Origin of the sequence: Sphingomonas lycopersici, assembly GCF_026130605.1 — a bacterium.
Taxonomy (GTDB): domain Bacteria; phylum Pseudomonadota; class Alphaproteobacteria; order Sphingomonadales; family Sphingomonadaceae; genus Sphingomonas; species Sphingomonas lycopersici.
The window spans coordinates 174,627-193,133 of the sequence record NZ_JANFAU010000005.1; the positions used below are offsets into that span (position 1 = coordinate 174,627).

Below are 18,507 nucleotides of genomic sequence, written 5' to 3' on the forward strand. Positions count from 1 at the left end.
GCGCGCGCTGGCAATGGCGCGCGGCATCGCGGCGCTTACTGTGCGAGCGAAAGTCCGCCGGTCACCGGCGCCTTGGCGGCCGCGGCGATCGCCACATTGGCCAACGCGGTGGTGCGCTCGGTGCCGTTGTCGAGCGCCGGACGCGTTTCCGGCGCATGATCGGCGTAGATGAAGCCGTTGACCGGATAGGTCGAGCTGCCGAGATCGCCGGTCGGCCCGTACCACACCTTGACCTCGGACCAGTCGTTGTTGGGGGACACGTCGATCGCGCGGACATTGGTTTCGACGCGGCCGGGGCGCGACCAATTGGCGTGGGTCAGCAGCACTTCGCGATCGCTGACGACGCGGGAAACCATCGCGACATGGCCGACGCGCATGCGGCGGGTCGGCTTGAACGCCAGCACCGCGCCGACGCGCGGCTCGGCGCCACGCTCGTAGCGGCCGGCGGCCTGGCCCCACCAGGTGTTCGCGTTGCCGCGGATCTGGATGCCGGAAATCTCGCGGGCATAGGTGGCGCACTGCCAGAATTGAGCAGACGCCGGGGCGGCTGCCATCAGGCCGCACGAAGCCACCAGCGCAAAACGCGCAGCCAAAACCTTCAAATTCACTTGCGACCCCCCGGTCAACAGGACGTTCGGTGAATTCCGGCTACGGGCAGAAACCAAGGAAACCAAGTGCCGCCCGCGGCGTTTCCGATGAATCGTTTCGACGCGCCGATGACTCGATCCGAATGCGGTTCATGGGGGGGTCATGCTGCGGGCTGGCGGGGTTCCGACTCGAGGACGCCGGTTGCAGCAAGCTGCGCCAGCCGTGCCTCATGTTCGCCGCGACCGAACGGGAATCGCGCATAGAAGAAGGCGGCGAGGCAATAGAAGAGCAGGTAGCAGGCGCCGTAGATCGCGGTCAGCCGATCGAGCACCGGCACCGGCACCTGCCCGGGCACCGCCTTCGCCGGAAAGCCCGCCGCAGCGAGAATCAGCCCGGTGACGAAGATGCCCACCCCGCTGGTGCATTTCTGGATGAAGAAGCCGCCGGCGAAGAACAGCCCCTCGGAGCGCCGCCCGGTGCGCACCTCCGATTCCTCCACCACATCGGCGAGCATCGACGCGCCGGTGATATAGGCGGTGACCCCGGCGGCGGTGGACAGCCCGGCGAAGAGGAACACCAGCGGCAGCAGCCACGGATCGCCGACCGCCGGGAACCAGCCGGCAAGCCGCAGCCAGAAGGGCGCGGTGCCCAGCACCGCCGCGATCGTCGACGCCCAGGCCGCCATCCTGGGCTTGCTGCCGCGTCGCCCGACCGCCGGCGCGACGACGAAGGCGACGCCGACCCCGGCGAACAAGGTGATGCTGTAATAGAGGAACGTCATCCCCTCGAAGCGCCACACGAAGCTCGCGACGTAATTGGAGATGGCGTAGATGATCCCCTGCCCGGTATAGGCGCACAGGCCGGCCAGCATCAGCACTGCGAACGCCTTGTTCTTCAGCGTCTCGACCATGTCGCGCAGGTTCCGCGCGAGCGATTGCTTCTCGATCTTCGGATTGGGCAGCCGCGGGATCTCGCGATGCGTGCCGATCGCCGAGACGAGGATCGCCAGCCCCATGAACAAGGCGCCCGCGATCGCGAAGCCGCGATAGCCCGCCGGGTTGAGCAGCCCGTTGGGATAGCCCGGCGCGGGCGCGAGGAAATAGACATAGGCCGCGACCAGCATCAGCAACCCACCGAGCCAGCCGAACAGATAGCGGTAGGACATAATCCGCGTGCGCTCGTCGTAATCGGCGCTGAGCTCGACCGCCATCGCCTGGCTCGGCACCTCATAAGCGCTCACCGCGCTGCGCACGAGCACCGCGGTGACGAACAGCCACACCAGGATCAGCATATGCGATTGGCCGATCGGCGGATTCCACAGCGCGACCCAGCCGAGCATGATCGGCAGCGCCGCGCCATAAAGCCACGGGTGCCGCCGCCCCCAGCGGCTGCGTGTGCGGTCGGAGAGGAAACCGACCGTCGGGTCGACGAACGCGTCGACGATCAGCGCGATCATCACCACGAAGCCGACGGTCGCCGCCGGCACCCCGACGACCTGATTGTAGAACAGCAGCAGGAAGGTGCCGAAGCCCGAATCCTTGACGCCATAGGCCGCGGCGCCGAAGCCGTAACTTCCCATCACGCCCGGTGACAGGCGACGCGCCGGCGGAGTCGTCAGCGGCATCGCCTCGGCGGGCGTGATGCGGGCATTCACGCCATCGACTCCAGTGCCTCGAACATGCCCGGCATTTCGGGATCCCAGCTCTGCCGCGTGCCGATCGTCAGCCCGCCATCGACCAGAATGTGCGTCCCGGTGACGAACGCCGCATCGTCGCTGGCGAGATAGGCCACCGCCGCTGCGATATCCTCCGGGCGCCCGGCGCGCTTCACCGGCTGCGCGTGCGCTGCAATCCCGCCGATCACCTGATTCGCTGCCGCGCGCTTGTCACTCGGCAGATCGAGCGCGCTGACGAAGATATTGGTGGTGATGAACCCGGGCACCACCGCATTGACCCGGATCGAATCCTTGGCGAGTTCCGCCGCGGCGACCTTGGTGAGATGGAGCACCCCGGCCTTGGCGGTCGAATAAGCGATCGGGGCATAGCCGCTGCCCAAGGCCGAGACACTCGACGTGTTGACGATCGCCCCGCCGCCGCGCTTCGCCATCAACGGCGCGGCATAGCGGATGCCGAGCGCGACCGAGCGCAGCAGCAGCGATTGGGTGCGATCCCAATCGTCGGGCGAGATTTCGTCGATATGCTCACGCGCGCCGCCGGCGCCGGCGTTGTTGAACAGCACGTCCACGCCGCCGGCCGCCTCCGCCGCCTCGATCAGCGCGCGGATATCCTCCGCCTTGGTCACGTCGCAGCGCTGGAAGCGGATGCGGCCGTTCGAGGTTTCCGCCACCTCGCGCCCGCCCGCTTCGTCGACGTCGCCGATCCACACCTCGGCCCCCTCCTCCGCCAGCCGGATCGCGGTGGCACGGCCGATGCCGGAGGCGCCGCCGGTGACGACGGCGCGCTTGCCCGTGAAGCGCATAAATTCTCCTCTCCAAGTTTTTCGGCAGCATAGTATGGGGCTGCCCCACGTCAATCATATGACGGTTCGAACTATCGGTTTGCTTCGCGCGAGCGCCTCCGGTAGCGCGAGGACATCGAACAAGGATGCAGGAGAGAGCGATGAGCCTGAGCAAACTTTTCAGCCTCGAAGGGCGCGTCGCGCTCGTCACCGGGGGATCGCGCGGGATCGGCAAGATCATCGCCAAGGCCTATATCGACCAGGGCGCGAAGGTTTACATCTCCTCGCGCAAAGCCCCCGCTTGCGAGGAAACCGCCGCCGAGTTGGGGCCGAACTGCATCCCGATCCCGCATGACGTGTCGACCGTCGCGGGGTGCCAGGCGCTCGCCGCGGACATTGCGGCGCGCGAGGATCATCTCGACATCCTCGTCAACAACGCCGGGGCCGCATGGGGGGCGCCGTTCGAGGAATTTCCCGAAAGCGGCTGGGACAAGGTGATGGACCTCAACGTGAAATCGCCCTTCTTCCTGACGCAGGCGCTTCACGGGCTGCTCAAGCGGCAGGCGAGCCACGACCGCCCGTCGAAGGTGATCAACATCACCTCGATCGACGGGCTCCGGCTCAATCCGTGGGAGACCTACAGCTATCATGCGTCGAAATCGGCGCTGATCTATCTCACCAAGCGGATGGCGGCACGGCTGGTGAAGGACGGGATCATCGTCACCAGCCTCGCCCCCGGCGCCTTCGCCAGCGAGATGAACCGCGCCGCGCGCGATCATGGCGATGAAGTGGCGAAAACGATCCCGATGCGCCGTATCGGCGATTTCGACGATATGGCGGGCGCCGCGATCTTCCTTGCGAGCCGCGCGTCGGATTATGTCGTGGGGGATACGCTCGTGGTCGACGGCGGACTCGTTAACGCCGCCTTGGGAACGAGCATCGAGCCGTAGGACAAGATCTCTCCGCCCCGGCACAGGCCGAGGCCCAGTTACGACCGGCCCGATGCTGGACCCCGGCCTGCGCCGGGGTGGAAGCTAGAATATGGAAGGTGGGGAGCTTCTGTTGCCCGGCGCTCCCCGTGCCGCTGGAATCCGCTTCTGTTGCCCGGTGCGGTCCAACCGCGCTTTTGTCCTTGTAATCTAGACCGTTAGGTCACTGATTACGCGGCAATCGCGAGCGCCTCGTTATCGTTGGCACTTGTGTACGGGCCGTCACGGTGGTCCCATTCCGAGCAAAAGCCAGCGCTTTTCAACACACGTCGATCCTGGTTCGGCCCCGTCATCACCCGTCCGTGGAACGGACGGTTGGTGGTGGAGCCGCCGGGTACTGCCCCCGGGTCCGCTGCGCCTATTAATCGCCGGCGTTTATCGCCATAGCCGTGGGGCGAGCCCCGCGAGCGAGACCGATATAGGGGCTTGGTACGAAAACTAAAAGCCCGCCTTTCGCTCGCCATAATAGGGGTGCATAGAGCAAGCTATCATGTTGACGCAGCGTTCCCGTTACGCGCTTCGCGCGATGCTCTTCCTGGCCGAGGCCCCCGCCGGCAGCCCGCCGATTCCGATGAATCGGATCGCGACCGAGGCGAATGTGCCACGCAAGTTCCTCGAGTTGATTCTCGCCGATCTGCGCGATGCTGGGCTGTTGCTCAGCCACCGCGGCAAGATGGGTGGCTATTGCCTGTCGCGCCCCAGCCATCTGGTGTCGCTGGGCGAGATCATCCGCGTGATCGAGGGGCCGCTCGCGCTGGTCCCCTGCGTCAGCCGCACCGCCTATCGCCCGTGCAAGGATTGCAAGAGCGAGGCGGATTGCGCGATTCGCCACGCGATGATGCGGGTGCGCGACGAAACCGCGCGCATCCTTGACGGCACCAGCCTGGCCGACGCCACCGCCGAGCATCTCGTCGCGGCCTGACCCGCCGCCCCGAGGGGCGACGGGCCGGCGACAATTATTTACGCACCGCGACGGCTACGCAGCTCGTCGCGGATTTCGCGCAGCAGCGCGACATCGGCCGGCTCGGCCGCAACCTCCTCTTCCTTCTTCGGCATCACCCGGTTCACCGCCCGGATCATCAGGAAGATGATGAAGGCGATGATGAGGAAATTGACCGCCTGGGTGATGAACTGGCCGTAGCCGAGCAGCGGCACGCCCGCCTTCTTGAGCGCGGCATAATCGGTCGATCCCTGCAGCTTGGCCGGCACGTCGCCGAGCACGATGAAATAGCTGGAAAAATCGAGGCCGCCGAAGATCTTCCCGATCACCGGCATGATCACGTCCTCGGTCAGCGAGGTGATGATCTTACCGAACGCCGCGCCGATGATGACCGCGATGGCGAGGTCCATCACGTTCCCGCGCGCAATGAATGCCCTGAACTCCTTGAACATTCCCGCTCTCCTCTGTGGGTGGCGAATGATTAGTCGCCGATTGCCCTTTCGCCAAGCGCCGCGAGTGTCCTATATGGCTAGGACAGAAACAGGAGGATGACCCCCGATGACGTTTCGTCCGATTGCCATCCGCTCGGTCGCGATTGCCGGCGTTGCGCTCACGCTTTCCGGTTGCGGCATCAACAGCATCCCGACCGCCGAGGAAAATGCCAAGGCGCGCTGGGCCGATGTGCAGAACCAATATCAGCGCCGTGCCGATCTGATCCCCAATCTCGTCGCCACGGTGAAGGCCGCCGGCGCGCAGGAGAAGGATATCCTCGTCGAAGTGACGCAGGCGCGCGCCTCGGCCAATCAGGTCAAGGTGTCCGGCGACCAGCTCACCGATCCGGCCAAGATGCAGCAGTTCCAGAATGCGCAGGCCGGACTGACGCTGTCGCTCCAGCGGCTGCAGGAGGCCTATCCCGAGCTCAAGAGCCAGGGCAATTACACCACGCTGATGAGCCAGCTCGAAGGCACCGAGAACCGCATCACCATCGCCCGCAACGATTACAATCAGGCGGTGCAGCAATATAATACCACGATCCGCACCTTCCCGGCGGCGATCGGCGCGAAGATCTTCTACGGCGCGAAGCCGATGGTGCCGTTCGAGGCGACCACCCCCGGCGCCGATACCGCGCCCAAGGTGAACTTCGGCAATTGAGGTGACGATGCGCCCCCCGGCCGCTGCTCGGCCCGAATGGCAATGGGCCCGGGCGTTGCTCGCGCTCTTTATCGCGTTGCTCGCGACGCTGGCACTGCCCGCGGCGGCGCAGACCTTTCCGAAGTTCACCGGGCTGGTGGTGGACGAGGCCGGGGTGCTGCCCGACGCGGTGAAGGCCGATCTGACGCAGAAGCTCGAGGCGTTGCAGCGCGATACCAAGCGGCAGTTCATCATCGTGACGGTGAAGGATACGCAAGGCTATCCCTTCGCGGAATATAGCTACCGGCTCGGCCGGAACTGGGGCGTCGGGCTGCGCGACGTCAACAACGGCGTCATCCTGTTCGCGGCGCCCGGCAATCCGGCCGGTCAACGTGGCCCGCGCATCGAGGTTGGCTATGGGCTTGAACCGATCCTGACCGACGCGCTGTCGAGCGTCATCATCCAGCAGGAGATGATGCCGCGCATCCGCGCGAACCAGGTTCCGGAGGCGATCGAAGCCGGCGCGAATGCGATCATCGCCCAGCTCCGCGCCTCGCCCGAGGAAGCGCAGGCGAGGCTCGACGCGGCGGTCAAGCAATATGACGAGGCACACCGGCGCCAGCGGGCGGGCGGCGGCATTCCGCTCGGCCTGATCTTCTGGGGCATGGTATTGGTGTTCGTGCTGCTGTTCTTCGCCCGGCGCGGGCGCGGCCAGCGCTACAACGACGGCAGTGGCTCAGGCACGTTGCCGATCGTGCTGTGGTCGATCGCCAATGAGATCGGCCGTGAAGCCTCGCGCGGCAATTGGGGCGGCGGTGGCGGCTGGGGCGGTGGTGGTGGCGGCGATTCGGGTGGCGGCGGCTGGGGCGGCGGGGGCTTCACCGGCGGCGGCGGTGGATCGTTCGGCGGCGGCGGCGCTTCGGGGGATTGGTGATGCGGATGACGGCTGCAGAGCGCGATTCGGTGACCGCGGCGGTCACCGCGGCGGAGGCAGGAACCGACGGCGAGATCGTCACCGTCGTCGCGCGGTCGTCCGATGCCTATCACGATGTCGCGCTGCACTGGACGATGCTGGCGATGCTGCTCGCGATCGCGTTGCTCGCCGCCTTCCCGTTGCCGATCGAGCGGCTGCATCAATGGCTCGATCCCTGGGCGCCGGCGGTTCCGATCAACGCGGTGCTGACGATCGCGCTGTTCGTCCTCGTCATCGTCTTCCTGATCTGCCGCGTCGTCTTCGCGTGGCGGCCGCTGCGGCTGGCGCTGACCCCGCGCGCGACCAAGGCGCGCCGCGTCCGCGCCCGCGCGCTCGCGATTTTCCGCGCCGCCGCGGAAAAGCGCACGATCGGCGCGACCGGGGTGCTGCTCTACCTCAGCCTCGACGAGCATCGCGCGGAGATCATCGCCGATGCCGCGATCCACGATCGCGTCCCCGATGCGACCTGGGGCGCGGCGATGGCCGCGCTGATCGGGCCGCTCAAGCAGGGCCGCGCGGCGGAGGGGATGGCCGCGGCGGTGACGCAGATCGGGCTGGTCCTCGCCGAACATTTCCCGCGCACGCCGGGCGATACCAACGAACTACCGGATCGACTCATCACCTTATGACAGCAGAAACCGTCTGGCAGGGCCGCTTCATCCGCATGATGAAGGACGGCAAATGGGAATATGCCTCACGCGCGCGCGGGATCGAGGCGGCGGTGATCCTGGCGATCACCCCGGCGGACGAGGTGGTGCTCGTCGAGCAATATCGCGTCCCGCTCGGGCGCAATTGCCTCGAACTGCCCGCCGGGCTGATCGGCGACGAGCAGGAGGGCGAAGCGGTCGGCCCCGCCGCGACGCGCGAGCTGGAGGAGGAAACCGGGTATCGCGCCGGGCGCATCGAGCCGCTCGGCTTCTTCTATTCCTCGCCCGGGATGGTCAGCGAAGGCTTCACCCTCGTCCGCGCGCACGATCTGGTGAAGACCGGCGTAGGCGGCGGCGATGCGGACGAGAATATCATCGTCCATCTCGTCCCGCGGCGCGAGGTCGCCGCGTTCGTCGCGGCGAAGCGCGCGGCAGGCGTGGCGATCGACGTGAAGATGCTGCTGCTGCTCGCCGATACGCTGGTTTAGCGAGCGGCGATCATCCTTCCGTTCGCCCTGAGCTTGTCGAAGCCTGCCCTTTTCTTCCGCAGAAGGAAGGGCTGCCCTTCGACAAGCTCAGGGGGAACGGCGGTTAGATCACCGGAAGTTGTCGGCGTAGGCCTGGAGCTTGAGCTTGCGTTCGGGCGCGGGGATCACCGTGAAGGCCAGCCCCTCGCGCTCAGCATAAGCGATCGCCGCCTCGCGGGTCGGGAAACCGAGCCGCACCTGATCGCGCGTGTCCCCGCTGCCGGCCCAGCCGGTCAACGGATCGGGCTTCTTGGCTTCCGCGGGCTCGAATTCGAGCACCCAGTGGTCGGTGCGATACTTGCCCGATTGCATGGCATTTTTCGGGCGCTGATAGATGCGAGCGGTTGGCATGATGGGCTCCCTTATCGCGATTGCGCGCGCCTTGCATCGGCATTTTTCGTCCGCAAGGTGGCGTTGGCGCTCGCGGGATCGTCGGGCCAGGGATGTTTGGGGTAGCGGCCGCGCATTTCCTTCGCCACCGCCGCCCAGCTTCCCGCCCAGAAACCGGGCAGATCGCGCGTCGTCTGGATCGGCCGCCCCGCCGGCGAGGTGAGCGACAGGACGAGCGGCACCCGCCCCTCCCCCACCACCGGATGCTCGGCGAGCCCGAACAACGCCTGCACGCGCAATTCGACGCGCGGCCCGCCCTCCGCGCCATAATCGATCGCATGGGTGCTGCCCGCCGGGCTGGCGAAATGCGCCGGGGCGACGCGCTCGATGCGTTGCAGATCGTCCCACGAGAGCAGGTTGCGGATCGCCTCGGTCAGCGCGCCCGGCGGGATCGCATCGAGCCGCCGCCGCCCCTCGACCGCCGCCGGCAGCCATTCGTCGAGCCGCGCGAGCAACGCTTCATCGTCGAGCGCCACCCCGGCATAATCGGCGCGCACGCGAAAAGCGCGCGCGCCCTCGCTCCACGGCAGCAGATCGAGGCCGTGGCGCCGCACCCCCTCGACCAGCGCCGCCGCGATCGTTTCGGGCGCGGCGTGCGAATCCGGGCCGCTCGACAGCCGCACCGCGCCGAGCCGCCGCTCGCGCAACGGGCGCACCGCGCCGCTCGCGGGGTCGAATTCGGCGGTGTGGCGGGTTTCGATCCGGTCGGCGAACAGCGCCTCGACCACCGCCGCGTCGATCGGCGCCGCCGAAAGGATGCGCGCACCGGCCGCCATCCCCTGCGTCTCGGCCACCGCGAGCCATTCGTTGCGCGCCAGCGGCGATGTCGGGTCGAGCCTGAACCCGCGCCCGCCGACCGACGCCCAGCGCTCTCCCGAGGCATCGCGGCGACGCGCGACGCGATCGGGGAAGGCCAAGGCGATGCAGGTCGCGAGCCCGTCGCCAAAGTTCACGAAGTTCACACGAGTGGCGCGATCGGCTGGAGCGTCATGCGCATCCCCCGACCCGTTCGCGCTGAGCTTGTCGAAGGGCGTCTTCACATCACGACCGGCAGGACGCCCTTCGACAGGCTCAGGGCGAACGGTCGAGGGGTTGGGGGCGACGTGCCCAAGCCGCGCCCAGCGCGCCGCGAGGCCGCGCGCGTCCTGCGCCTTGCGCCCGCGATCGCCGCGCCAGCGCCGCAGCCTCAGCTCGAGATCGGGGTCGTTGCCGCCCAGCCCACGCTCGCCGAGCAGCACCGCGACTTCCGCCGCGGTCTCGGCCAGCCCGATCTCCCCGGCGCGGATCAGCATATGCGCGAGCCGCGGCGGCATCGGCAGCACCGCGACCGCGCGGCCGTGCGCGGTGGGGCGGCCGTCGGCGTCGATCGCATCGAGCGCGGCGAGCCGGGCGCGCGCCTCGGCCACCGCGGCGTCGGGCGGCGCGTCGATCCACGCCAGATCGCGCGGATCGGCGACCCCCCAGATCGCGCTCGCCAGCACCAAAGCGGAAAGATCCGCCTCCAGGATTTCGGGCGGATCGAAGCGCGGCAGCCCGGCGGTCGCCGCCTCTTCCCACAAGCGATAGGCGACCCCCGGCCGCTGGCGCGCGGCGCGACCGGCGCGCTGGGTCACCGCGGCCTGGCTGGCGCGCTCGGTGACGAGCCGCGTCATCCCCGCCGCGCGATCGTAACGCGGGCGGCGCGCCAGCCCCGAATCGACCACCACGCCGATCCCGTCGAGCGTCAGGCTGGTCTCGGCGATCGAGGTGGCGAGCACGAGCTTGCGCGCGCCGTCCGGCTCGGCGCGGATCGCGGCGCGCTGCGCGGCGGGATCGAGGCTGCCGTGGAGCTTGTGGAGCGTGACGCCGGGGATATTCTCCAGCCGCTCGGCGGTGCGCTCGATCTCGGCGACGCCGGGGAGGAAGGCGAGCACCCCGTCCTGCGTCTCGCGCAACGCCTGGCGAACCGCGGCGGCCATGGCGTCTTCGATCCGCGTCTCGCCGGTGCGGCCCAGGTAGCGCAGTTCGAGCGGCCAGCTCCGCCCCTCGCTCTCGATCACCGGTGCGTCGCCGAGCAGCCGCGCGAAGCGCGCGCCGTCGAGCGTCGCCGACATCGCTAATAGCCTGAGATCAGGGCGTAATCCGGCCTGCGCATCGATCGCCAGCGCCAGCCCGAAATCGCCGTCGAGGCTGCGTTCATGGACTTCATCGAACAGCACTGCGGAGATGCCCGCGAGTTCGGGGTCGCTCTGGATGCGCGCGACGAAAATGCCCTCGGTCACCACCGTGACGCGGGTCTGCGCGGAACGCTTGCTGTCGAGCCGTGTGGCATAGCCGAAGGTCCGCCCGACCGGCTCCCCGGCGAGCGCCGCCATCCGCTCTGCCGCGGCGCGTGCGGCGAGCCGGCGGGGCGAGAGCAGCAGCACCTCGCCCGTGCACCAGTCTTCCGCGATCAGCGCCGGGGCGACCGCGGTGGTCTTGCCCGCCCCCGGCGGGGCGACCAGCACCGCCGCCGATCGCTCGCGCAGGGCGGCGAGCAGATCGGGCAAAACGGCGTGGATGGGCAGATCGTCAGCCAACAGACTCCGCCGCGAGCTGCTTCAGATCGACCTGCGGGCGCGCGCCGAAATGGCTGATCACCTCGGCCGCGCAGATCGCGCCGAGCCGCAGCGACTGCGCGAGATCGCGCCCCTCGGCCTGCGCGTGGAGGAAGCCTGCCGCGAACAGATCGCCCGCGCCGGTGGTGTCGACCACCTTCTCGACCGGGGCGGCGGGGACGTGGACGCGCTCCCCGCCCGCGATCGCCAGCGCGCCGCGCTCGCTCAGCGTCACGACGAGCAACGGCACCTTCGCCTGCACCGCGGCGATCGCCGCCTCGACATCGGCGGTTTCGGTGAGCGACATGATTTCCGCCTCATTGGCGAACAAAACATCGATCAGCCCGTGGTCGATCAGCTCGTGGAACGCGCCGCGGTGGCGCTCGATGACGAATTCGGCCGAGAGCGTGAAGGCGACCTTGCGCCCCGCCGCGCGGGCGACGTCGATCGCGGCGCGCATCGCGGCGCGCGGCTCCTCCGGATCCCACAGATAGCCTTCGAGATAGAGGTAATGCGCATCGGCGATCAGCGCGCGGTCGAGCGCCGCGGCGGGGAGATAATGCGACGCGCCGAGGAAGGTGTTCATCGTGCGCTGCCCGTCGGGGGTGACGAAGATCAGGCAGCGGCCGGTGGTCGGCTGGCCCGGGCGCGTCGCGGTGTCGAAGCGGATGCCCGCGGCGCGGATGTCGTGCGCGAAGACCGCGCCGAGCTGGTCGTCGGCGACCTGCCCGATGAACCCGCACTTGCCGCCCAAGGAGGCGATGCCGGCGATCGTGTTCGCCGCCGATCCGCCCGAAATCTCCTGCCCCGGCCCCATCTTGGCGTAGAGCGCATCGGCCTCCTCGGGGGAGAAGACGAGCTGCATCGCGCCCTTGGTCATCCCGTTGTCGGCGATGAATTCGTCGGTGGCGGGCGCGAGGATGTCGACGATCGCATTGCCGATCGCCACCACGGCGTAATTGGGGCTGGTCAAAATTGGTGTCTCCGAATCTCTGGGTGCGGCCGTTGGGCGAACGCAAACGAGCGGTGCGTTAAGCGGCAAAGCCGATCAGGGCAACTGTCGGCGCCCCGGCGCCCTTGTGCTCCCGCGAAGGCGGAGACACAACGGAATGCGGGGGGACGCCGCATCTTGCGCAACCGCCTGCTGCCGTTGCATCCCTTTGACAATGTTCGGCGCACTCGCCCTGTCGGTGGCCCAATTGGGCGATCCGCGTATTCTGCGCGTGCTGGGCAAGAGCCTGTTGCTCACGCTCGCGCTGTTCGTGCTGCTCGGCGTCGGCTTGTGGTGGGGCGTCGAGACGTGGCTCGCGCAAAGCGAATGGCATGACGAGATCGCCTCCGCCGCGACGATCGTCGGGCTCGCGCTCGCCTTCTGGTTCCTGTTCCGCGCGGTGGCGATCGCGGTGATCGGCATCTTCGCCGACGAGGTGGTCACGGCGGTCGAGGCGCGGCATTATCCCGCCGCGCTGGCGAGCGCGCGGCCGGTGCCGCTGCATCGCGCGCTGATGATGGGGCTGGGATCGGCGGCGCGGGTCGTGGCGATCAACCTGCTGCTGCTCCCGCTCTATGGCGTACTGCTCGTCACCGGCGTGGGCACCGCGGCGTTATTCTTCGCGGTCAACGGCTGGCTGCTCGGGCGCGATCTCGGCGATATGGTCGCGGCGCGGCATATGGATGCGGCGACATTGCGCGCGTGGCGCCGGACGAACGGCGCGCGGCGCTTCCTGCTCGGGCTTGCGGCGACCGGGCTGTTCGTGGTTCCGCTGCTCAACATCCTCGCGCCGGTGCTCGGCGCGGCGATGGCAACGCATTTCTTCCACCGGGGACGGACATGAGGTTTTCGATTTTGGCGGGCGCGGTGCTGCTGGCGGGCTGCGCCTCGACCGCGACCACCGCGCCGCCGGCGACCCCCGCGGCGGTCGCCCTGCCCTATACGTCGAGCGGGCTCGAACGCGTGATCGGGCAGGATGCCGCCGCGCTGGTCAAATTGTTCGGCCAGCCCGACGCCGACGTGCGCGAGGGCGATGCGCGCAAGCTGCAGTTCCAGAGCCGCATCTGCGTGCTCGACGCCTATCTCTATCCGCGCGGCAACGAACAGCGCGTCACCTATATCGACGCGCGCGAGCCCGACGGCAGCGCAATCGACCGCGCAAGCTGCGTCTCGGCGCTAACGCGACGGGGGAAATAGGGGGATTTCCCGCTTCCCTACTTTCCCCCCTCCCTGGGGAAGGGAGGGGGGAAAGTAGGGAAGCGCCTAGATCCGCTTGCCGAACCAGTGCGGCGTCACATCCGCCTCGACCAAGGGATTGTCGGTATCGACATAGCCCTCGGGATCGAGGTGGATCAGCACCTCGACCTTGGGGAAGGCATCGCGCAGCCGCTGCTCGACGTTGACGACGATCTCATGCGCCGCGGCGACGGTCAGGTCGGCCGCCACCTCCATATGGAACTGCGCGAAATCATGGCTGCCCGAGCGGCGCGTGCGGAAATCGTGGATGCCGCGGATCCCCGGCGAGCGCGCGGCGACCTCGATATAAGCGGCGCGCTGGTCCTCGGGCCATTCCTTGTCCATCAGCTGGTCGATCGCCTGGCTCGACGCCTGGAACGCCCCCCAGGCCAGCCACAAGGCGATGACGATGCCGAGCACCGGATCGGCCCAGCTCCACCCGACGAGCTGATCGAGCACCAGCGCGACGATCACCGATCCGTTGAGCAGCGCATCCGACTGGTAATGCAAATTGTCGGCCATGATCGCGACCGATCCGGTGCGGCGGATGATGTGCCGCTGATACCACAGCAGCAGCAACGTCGCGGCGATCGCCAGCACCGACACGGTGATGCCGAGCCCGGCGTCGTGGGTCGGCTCGGGATTGCGCAGCGCGGCGATCGCGCGCCAGGCGATCGCCGCGGCGGACGCGGTGATCAGCGCGACCTGGAACAAGGCGGCAAGCGCCTCGGCCTTGCCGTGGCCGAAGCGGTGATCGTGATCGGCGGGCTCGGCGGCGAGCTTGACGCCGTAGAGCGTGACGAGACTGGCGAGCAGATCGAGCGCGGTATCGGCGAGCGAGCCGAGCATCGCCACCGATCCGGTATGCCACGCGCCATAACCCTTGAGCAGCAGCAGCGAGGTCGCCATCGCCACGCTGGCGAGCGCGGCGCGCATCGCCAAGGGGATGATGCGGCGGCGTTCCTCGCCGGTCATGGGTAGAGCAACCCTTCGCTCCACCCGCCCGCGCCGTCCGGGAGGAACAGCCGGCGCTCGTGGAGGCGGTGCGCGCGGTCCTGCCAGAATTCGATCCGCTCGGGGACGACGCGATACCCGCCCCAGAAGGGCGGGCGCGGCACGTCCTGCCCGGCGAAGCGCGTTTCCATCGCCGCGAAGCGCGCCTCAAAGGTGGCGCGCGCATCGAGCGGGCGCGACTGATCCGAGGCCCAGGCGCCGAGTTGCGAATCGCGGCTGCGCGTCGCGAAATAGGCGTCGCTCTCGGCATCGCTCGCCAGCGTCACCGCGCCCTCGATGCGAATCTGGCGGCGCAGCGATTTCCAGTGGAACAGCAGCGCGGCATGCGGGTTCGCCGCGAGCTCGCCGGCCTTGCGCCCCTCGCGGTTGGTATAGAAAACGAAGCCGTCGCGGCCATGCCCCTTGAGCAGCACCATGCGCACCGACGGGCGCCCTTCGGCGTCGGCGGTCGCCAGGGCCATCGCATTGGAATCGTTCGGCTCGCTCGCGCGCGCCTCGGCATACCAGGCATCGAACAGGGCGAAGGGATCGTGGGTCATCCGCGCCCACATAGCGCCGCGTCGCGGGCTTTGCCATCGCGCGCGTCTTGAGCGCGCCTTGTCAGAGGCCTAGAGGGGCGGCCACAGATTTTCGGAGTCCCCATGGCAGGCCATTCCAAGTTCAAGAACATCATGCACCGCAAGGGCGCGCAGGATAAGAAGCGCTCGGCGGCATTCTCCAAGCTCAGCCGCGAAATCACCGTCGCGGCGAAGATGGGCACGCCCGATCCCGACATGAACCCGCGACTGCGCGCCGCGGTCAACGCGGCCAAGGCAGCATCGATGCCCAAGGACAATATCGCGCGCGCGATCGACAAGGCAACGCGCGGCGACGCGGAGAATTACGAGGAAGTGCGCTACGAGGGCTTCGGCCCCGGCGGGGTAAGCCTGATCATCGAGGCGCTGACCGACAACCGCAACCGCACCGCGACCAATGTGCGCACCGCCGTAAGCAAGAACGGCGGCAACCTCGGCGCGTCGGGCTCGGTGAGCCACGGCTTCGATCGCATGGGGCTGATCACCTATCCGGCGAGCGCGGGCGACGCGGAAAAGGTGTTCGAGGCGGCGCTGGAGGCGGGCGCGGAGGACGTCCAGTCGAGCGAGGACGGGCACGAGATCTGGACCGCGCAGGCCGACCTCCACGAAGTCGCACGCGCGCTCGAGCCGGTGCTCGGCGAACCCGAAGGCGCCAAGCTCGCGTGGCGGCCGCAGACGATCGTGCAGGTCGACGAAGGCGACGCCGCGACCCTGTTCAAGCTGATCGACACGCTCGACGACGACGACGATGTCCAGCAGGTGTGGGGCAATTACGAAGTCTCCGATGAGGTGATGGAAAAGCTGGGCTGAGAGCATGTGTGTCCCCGCGAAGGCGGGGACCGAGGGTGAAGGAATAGGACGCTGGTGATCGAGGGACTGGGTCCCCGCCTTCGCGGGGACACACGGGGCGGCAACTCCCCTGAAGGGGAGGGGCTTTGATCATTCTCGGCGTCGATCCCGGCTTGAGCACGACCGGCTGGGGGCTGATCCGCGCCGAGGGCAACCGGTTGTCGCATATCGCCAACGGCAAGATCACCACCGATACCGCCGAACCGCTGGCGCGGCGGCTGGCGTATCTCGATTCGGTGCTCGCCGCGCTGATCGTCGATCACGCCCCCGATGCGGCGGCGGTGGAGGAGGTGTTCGTCAACGCCAACCCGCAATCGACACTCAAGCTCGGGCAGGCGCGCGGGGTCGCGCTGCTCGCGATCGCCCGCGCCGGGATCGAGCCGGGCGAATATGCCGCGCGGCTGGTCAAGAAAGCGGTGGTCGGGGTCGGCAATGCCGAAAAGGCGCAGGTTCACGCGATGGTCGCGCGGCTGCTGCCCGGCGCGAAGATCGCCGGGCCCGACGCCGCCGACGCGCTCGCGGTGGCGATCACCCACGCGCATCACCTCGCCAGCCGGCGCGCGGGGATCGTTTGAAGCTGGCTCTCCCCTCTCTGGAAGGGAGGGGTCGGAGGGTTGGCCTGCAAGGAAGCGGACCGGTAACCCCCATACCCACCCACCCCCAGCCCCTCCCTTCCAGGGAGGGGAGCGAGACCAGGCAGGCGCTACGCAAAAAACCCCGCCGGCGCGAACCGGCGGGGTGCCTCCCACATACTCCCGGGGGCCAAGTGAATGTCGTTACAGTGCGGATAATCGCATCGCCGGCGATCAACCGCCATTAAACCTTTGTAATCACGGCGAACCGCGGAAACGGCGGTGCGATCATGCGCAACGCCCGGCATTAAAAGCCGCTTCCGCCGCCCGCCTGTTCCGGTTATGTCCCGGCCATGCGCGTGCGCCTCATCTTTCTCACCCGCCGCGATTCATGATCGCGCACCTCAAGGGCCGGCTGGAATCGACCGGGGTCGATTATGCCGTGATCGACGTCGGCGGGGTCGGCTATCTCGTCGGCGCCTCGTCGCGCACATTGGCGGCGATCGGGCCAGTCGGCGAGGCGTGCATCCTGTTCACCGAGATGCTGGTGGGGGAGGATTTCATCCGCCTCGTCGGCTTCGCGCGTGCCGAGGAGCGCGACTGGTTTCGGCTGCTCACCGGGGTACAGGGGGTCGGCGCGCGGGTCGCGCTGGCGATCCTGTCCGCGCTCGAACCCGCCGATCTCAACCGCGCGATCGCCGCGCAGGACAAAGCGATGGTCGCGCGCGCCAATGGTGTCGGGCCCAAGCTCGCCGAGCGGATCGTGCGCGAATTGAAGGACAAGGCCGGCGGCATCGCGCTCGGCCCGGGCGGCGGCGCTGCGCCGGCGGCGGCGAGCGGCGCGGGGGCGGATGCGGTGTCGGCTTTGCTCAATCTCGGCTTCCGCCCGGCGGAGGCGAGCGCGGCGGTCGCTTCGGCGGAGGAGGAACTGGGGCCGGGCGCGACGCTCGACGCGCTCGTGCGGCTCGCGCTGCGTAAGGCGGCGCGATGACCGACAGCGATCGCCTGATCACCCCCGCCCGCCGGCCGGAGGATGTCGATGCCGCGCTGCGCCCCAAGACGCTCGACGAATTCGTCGGGCAGAAGGCCGCGCGCGAGAATCTGCGCGTGTTCATCCAGGCGGCGAAGTCGCGCGGCGATGCGCTCGATCATGTCCTGCTGTTCGGCCCGCCGGGGCTCGGCAAGACGACGCTGGCGCAGATCGTCGCGCGCGAAATGGGGGTCGGCTTCCGCGCCACCTCGGGGCCGGTGATCGCCAAATCGGGCGATCTCGCCGCGCTGCTGACCAATCTCGAAGACGGCGACGTGCTGTTCATCGACGAGATCCACCGCCTCCAGCCCGCGGTGGAGGAAGTGCTCTATCCCGCGATGGAGGATCGCGCGCTCGATCTGATGATCGGCGAAGGACCGTCGGCGCGATCGGTGCGGATCGATCTGCCGCGCTTCACCCTCGTCGGCGCGACGACGCGGCAGGGGCTGCTCACCACCCCGTTGCGCGACCGTTTCGGCATCCCGGTGCGGCTGCAATTCTATACGATCGACGAGCTCGAACATGTCGTGTCGCGCGCGGCGCGGCTGCTCGATCTGCATATCGCGCGCGACGGCGCGGCGGAGATCGCGCGCCGCGCGCGCGGCACCCCGCGGATCGCGGGGCGGCTGCTGCGGCGGGTGCGCGATTTCGCCAATGTCGCCGGGGTCGCGGAGGTCGACGCCAAGGCGGCTGATCGCGCGCTCAACCGGCTGGAGGTCGACCAGCTCGGGCTCGACGCGATGGACCGCCGCTATCTGACGATGATCGCGGACATTTATCGCGGCGGCCCGGTGGGCGTGGAAACGCTCGCCGCCGGCCTGTCCGAGCCGCGCGACACGATCGAGGAAGTGATCGAACCCTATCTGATCCAGCTCGGCCTCGTCGCGCGCACCGCACGCGGGCGGATGCTCAACGCGGGCGGGTGGAAGCACCTCGGGCTCAACCCGCCCGCGGGGGCGCAGGACGGGTTGTTCGACTGAGCGTACGCCCTCCCTCTTCTTCCTCCCCTCCCTGGTGAAGGG

At 68.5% G+C, this 18,507-nt stretch carries 21 protein-coding genes and 1 other RNA gene; 12 read left to right on the top strand and 10 right to left on the bottom strand.

Annotated features, from left to right (window positions below; genetic code table 11):
• Nucleotides 1-35: 35 nt before the first annotated feature.
• From NED98_RS12400 to NED98_RS12410, 3 genes are all read right to left on the bottom strand, one after another.
• Nucleotides 36-554: a CHAP domain-containing protein gene (locus NED98_RS12400; protein WP_179510944.1), complete on the bottom strand. Its 519-nt coding sequence runs from the start codon at nt 552-554 to the stop codon at nt 36-38.
• 194 nt (nt 555-748) lie between these two features.
• Complete coding sequence (locus tag NED98_RS12405) at nt 749-2,242, bottom strand: MFS transporter (protein WP_349293260.1); 1,494 nt, start codon at nt 2,240-2,242, stop codon at nt 749-751.
• The gene (locus NED98_RS12410; protein ID WP_179510943.1) at nt 2,239-3,066 is read right to left on the bottom strand and encodes an SDR family NAD(P)-dependent oxidoreductase; all 828 of its coding nucleotides are present in this window, start codon (nt 3,064-3,066) and stop codon (nt 2,239-2,241) included. The genes NED98_RS12405 and NED98_RS12410 overlap by 4 nt, the downstream gene beginning before the upstream one ends.
• 140 nt (nt 3,067-3,206) lie before the next feature.
• Between NED98_RS12410 and NED98_RS12415 the strand changes: the two genes are divergently transcribed.
• The gene (locus NED98_RS12415) at nt 3,207-3,995 is read left to right on the top strand and encodes an SDR family oxidoreductase (RefSeq protein ID WP_265313226.1); all 789 of its coding nucleotides are present in this window, start codon (nt 3,207-3,209) and stop codon (nt 3,993-3,995) included.
• A 136-nt stretch (nt 3,996-4,131) separates the two neighbouring features.
• On the opposite strand, the gene ssrA is transcribed toward NED98_RS12415, so the two are convergent.
• Nucleotides 4,132-4,482: a transfer-messenger RNA gene (ssrA, locus tag NED98_RS12420) on the bottom strand.
• Between the two features lie 42 nt (nt 4,483-4,524).
• Between ssrA and NED98_RS12425 the strand changes: the two genes are divergently transcribed.
• Entirely contained in the window at nt 4,525-4,956 is a 432-nt protein-coding gene (locus NED98_RS12425) for an RrF2 family transcriptional regulator (protein ID WP_179510941.1), read from the top strand.
• A gap of 38 nt (nt 4,957-4,994) precedes the next feature.
• Here the strand turns inward: NED98_RS12425 and mscL are convergent, their stop codons facing one another.
• Complete coding sequence (gene mscL / locus NED98_RS12430; RefSeq protein ID WP_179510940.1) at nt 4,995-5,426, bottom strand: large conductance mechanosensitive channel protein MscL; 432 nt, start codon at nt 5,424-5,426, stop codon at nt 4,995-4,997.
• A 106-nt stretch (nt 5,427-5,532) separates the two neighbouring features.
• Between mscL and NED98_RS12435 the strand changes: the two genes are divergently transcribed.
• From NED98_RS12435 to NED98_RS12450, 4 genes are read left to right on the top strand one after another with little or no spacing between them, the layout of a single operon-like run.
• Nucleotides 5,533-6,126, top strand: a complete 594-nt coding sequence (locus NED98_RS12435; RefSeq protein WP_179510939.1) for a LemA family protein — start codon at nt 5,533-5,535, stop codon at nt 6,124-6,126.
• A 7-nt stretch (nt 6,127-6,133) separates the two neighbouring features.
• Entirely contained in the window at nt 6,134-7,039 is a 906-nt protein-coding gene (locus NED98_RS12440) for a TPM domain-containing protein (protein ID WP_265313287.1), read from the top strand.
• On the top strand, nt 7,039-7,707 hold the full coding sequence (locus tag NED98_RS12445; RefSeq protein ID WP_265313227.1) for a TPM domain-containing protein: 669 nt from the start codon (nt 7,039-7,041) through the stop codon (nt 7,705-7,707). Before NED98_RS12440 ends, NED98_RS12445 begins: the two co-directional genes overlap by 1 nt.
• The gene (locus tag NED98_RS12450; RefSeq protein WP_179510936.1) at nt 7,704-8,213 is read left to right on the top strand and encodes an NUDIX hydrolase; all 510 of its coding nucleotides are present in this window, start codon (nt 7,704-7,706) and stop codon (nt 8,211-8,213) included. Before NED98_RS12445 ends, NED98_RS12450 begins: the two co-directional genes overlap by 4 nt.
• 108 nt (nt 8,214-8,321) lie before the next feature.
• Here the strand turns inward: NED98_RS12450 and NED98_RS12455 are convergent, their stop codons facing one another.
• Genes NED98_RS12455 through NED98_RS12465 form a run of 3 tightly spaced genes read right to left on the bottom strand, consistent with a single transcriptional unit; the run spans nt 8,322 to nt 12,191 of the window.
• On the bottom strand, nt 8,322-8,603 hold the full coding sequence (locus tag NED98_RS12455; protein ID WP_265313228.1) for an ETC complex I subunit: 282 nt from the start codon (nt 8,601-8,603) through the stop codon (nt 8,322-8,324).
• An 11-nt stretch (nt 8,604-8,614) separates the two neighbouring features.
• Nucleotides 8,615-11,203: an ATP-dependent helicase HrpB gene (gene hrpB, locus NED98_RS12460; protein ID WP_432423323.1), complete on the bottom strand. Its 2,589-nt coding sequence runs from the start codon at nt 11,201-11,203 to the stop codon at nt 8,615-8,617.
• The gene (locus tag NED98_RS12465) at nt 11,193-12,191 is read right to left on the bottom strand and encodes an adenosine kinase (protein WP_179510933.1); all 999 of its coding nucleotides are present in this window, start codon (nt 12,189-12,191) and stop codon (nt 11,193-11,195) included. Before NED98_RS12465 ends, hrpB begins: the two co-directional genes overlap by 11 nt.
• A 193-nt stretch (nt 12,192-12,384) precedes the next feature.
• Between NED98_RS12465 and NED98_RS12470 the strand changes: the two genes are divergently transcribed.
• Together NED98_RS12470 and NED98_RS12475 are read left to right on the top strand one after the other, a co-directional pair.
• Complete coding sequence (locus NED98_RS12470; RefSeq protein ID WP_265313230.1) at nt 12,385-13,053, top strand: EI24 domain-containing protein; 669 nt, start codon at nt 12,385-12,387, stop codon at nt 13,051-13,053.
• Nucleotides 13,050-13,406: a hypothetical protein gene (locus NED98_RS12475; RefSeq protein WP_179510931.1), complete on the top strand. Its 357-nt coding sequence runs from the start codon at nt 13,050-13,052 to the stop codon at nt 13,404-13,406. The genes NED98_RS12470 and NED98_RS12475 overlap by 4 nt, the downstream gene beginning before the upstream one ends.
• Before the next feature lie 66 nt (nt 13,407-13,472).
• Here the strand turns inward: NED98_RS12475 and NED98_RS12480 are convergent, their stop codons facing one another.
• Nucleotides 13,473-14,420, bottom strand: coding sequence for a cation diffusion facilitator family transporter (locus tag NED98_RS12480; protein ID WP_179510930.1), 948 nt, complete (start codon nt 14,418-14,420; stop codon nt 13,473-13,475).
• Nucleotides 14,417-14,998 carry a pyridoxamine 5'-phosphate oxidase gene (gene pdxH, locus NED98_RS12485; protein WP_265268532.1) on the bottom strand — a complete coding sequence of 194 codons (582 nt, stop codon included), beginning with the start codon at nt 14,996-14,998 and terminating at the stop codon, nt 14,417-14,419. The genes NED98_RS12480 and pdxH overlap by 4 nt, the downstream gene beginning before the upstream one ends.
• Nucleotides 14,999-15,100: 102 nt before the next feature.
• Between pdxH and NED98_RS12490 the strand changes: the two genes are divergently transcribed.
• The 4 genes from NED98_RS12490 (at nt 15,101) to ruvB (ending at nt 18,465) form a co-directional block, all read left to right on the top strand.
• Complete coding sequence (locus tag NED98_RS12490) at nt 15,101-15,844, top strand: YebC/PmpR family DNA-binding transcriptional regulator (protein WP_179510928.1); 744 nt, start codon at nt 15,101-15,103, stop codon at nt 15,842-15,844.
• Between the two features lie 125 nt (nt 15,845-15,969).
• Nucleotides 15,970-16,458, top strand: a complete 489-nt coding sequence (ruvC, locus tag NED98_RS12495) for a crossover junction endodeoxyribonuclease RuvC (protein WP_179510927.1) — start codon at nt 15,970-15,972, stop codon at nt 16,456-16,458.
• 388 nt (nt 16,459-16,846) lie between these two features.
• A complete protein-coding gene (ruvA, locus tag NED98_RS12500; RefSeq protein ID WP_179510926.1) occupies nt 16,847-17,446 on the top strand; it encodes a Holliday junction branch migration protein RuvA in 600 nt (199 codons plus the stop codon).
• Nucleotides 17,443-18,465, top strand: a complete 1,023-nt coding sequence (gene ruvB, locus NED98_RS12505; RefSeq protein ID WP_265268529.1) for a Holliday junction branch migration DNA helicase RuvB — start codon at nt 17,443-17,445, stop codon at nt 18,463-18,465. Before ruvA ends, ruvB begins: the two co-directional genes overlap by 4 nt.
• Nucleotides 18,466-18,507: the final 42 nt, after the last annotated feature.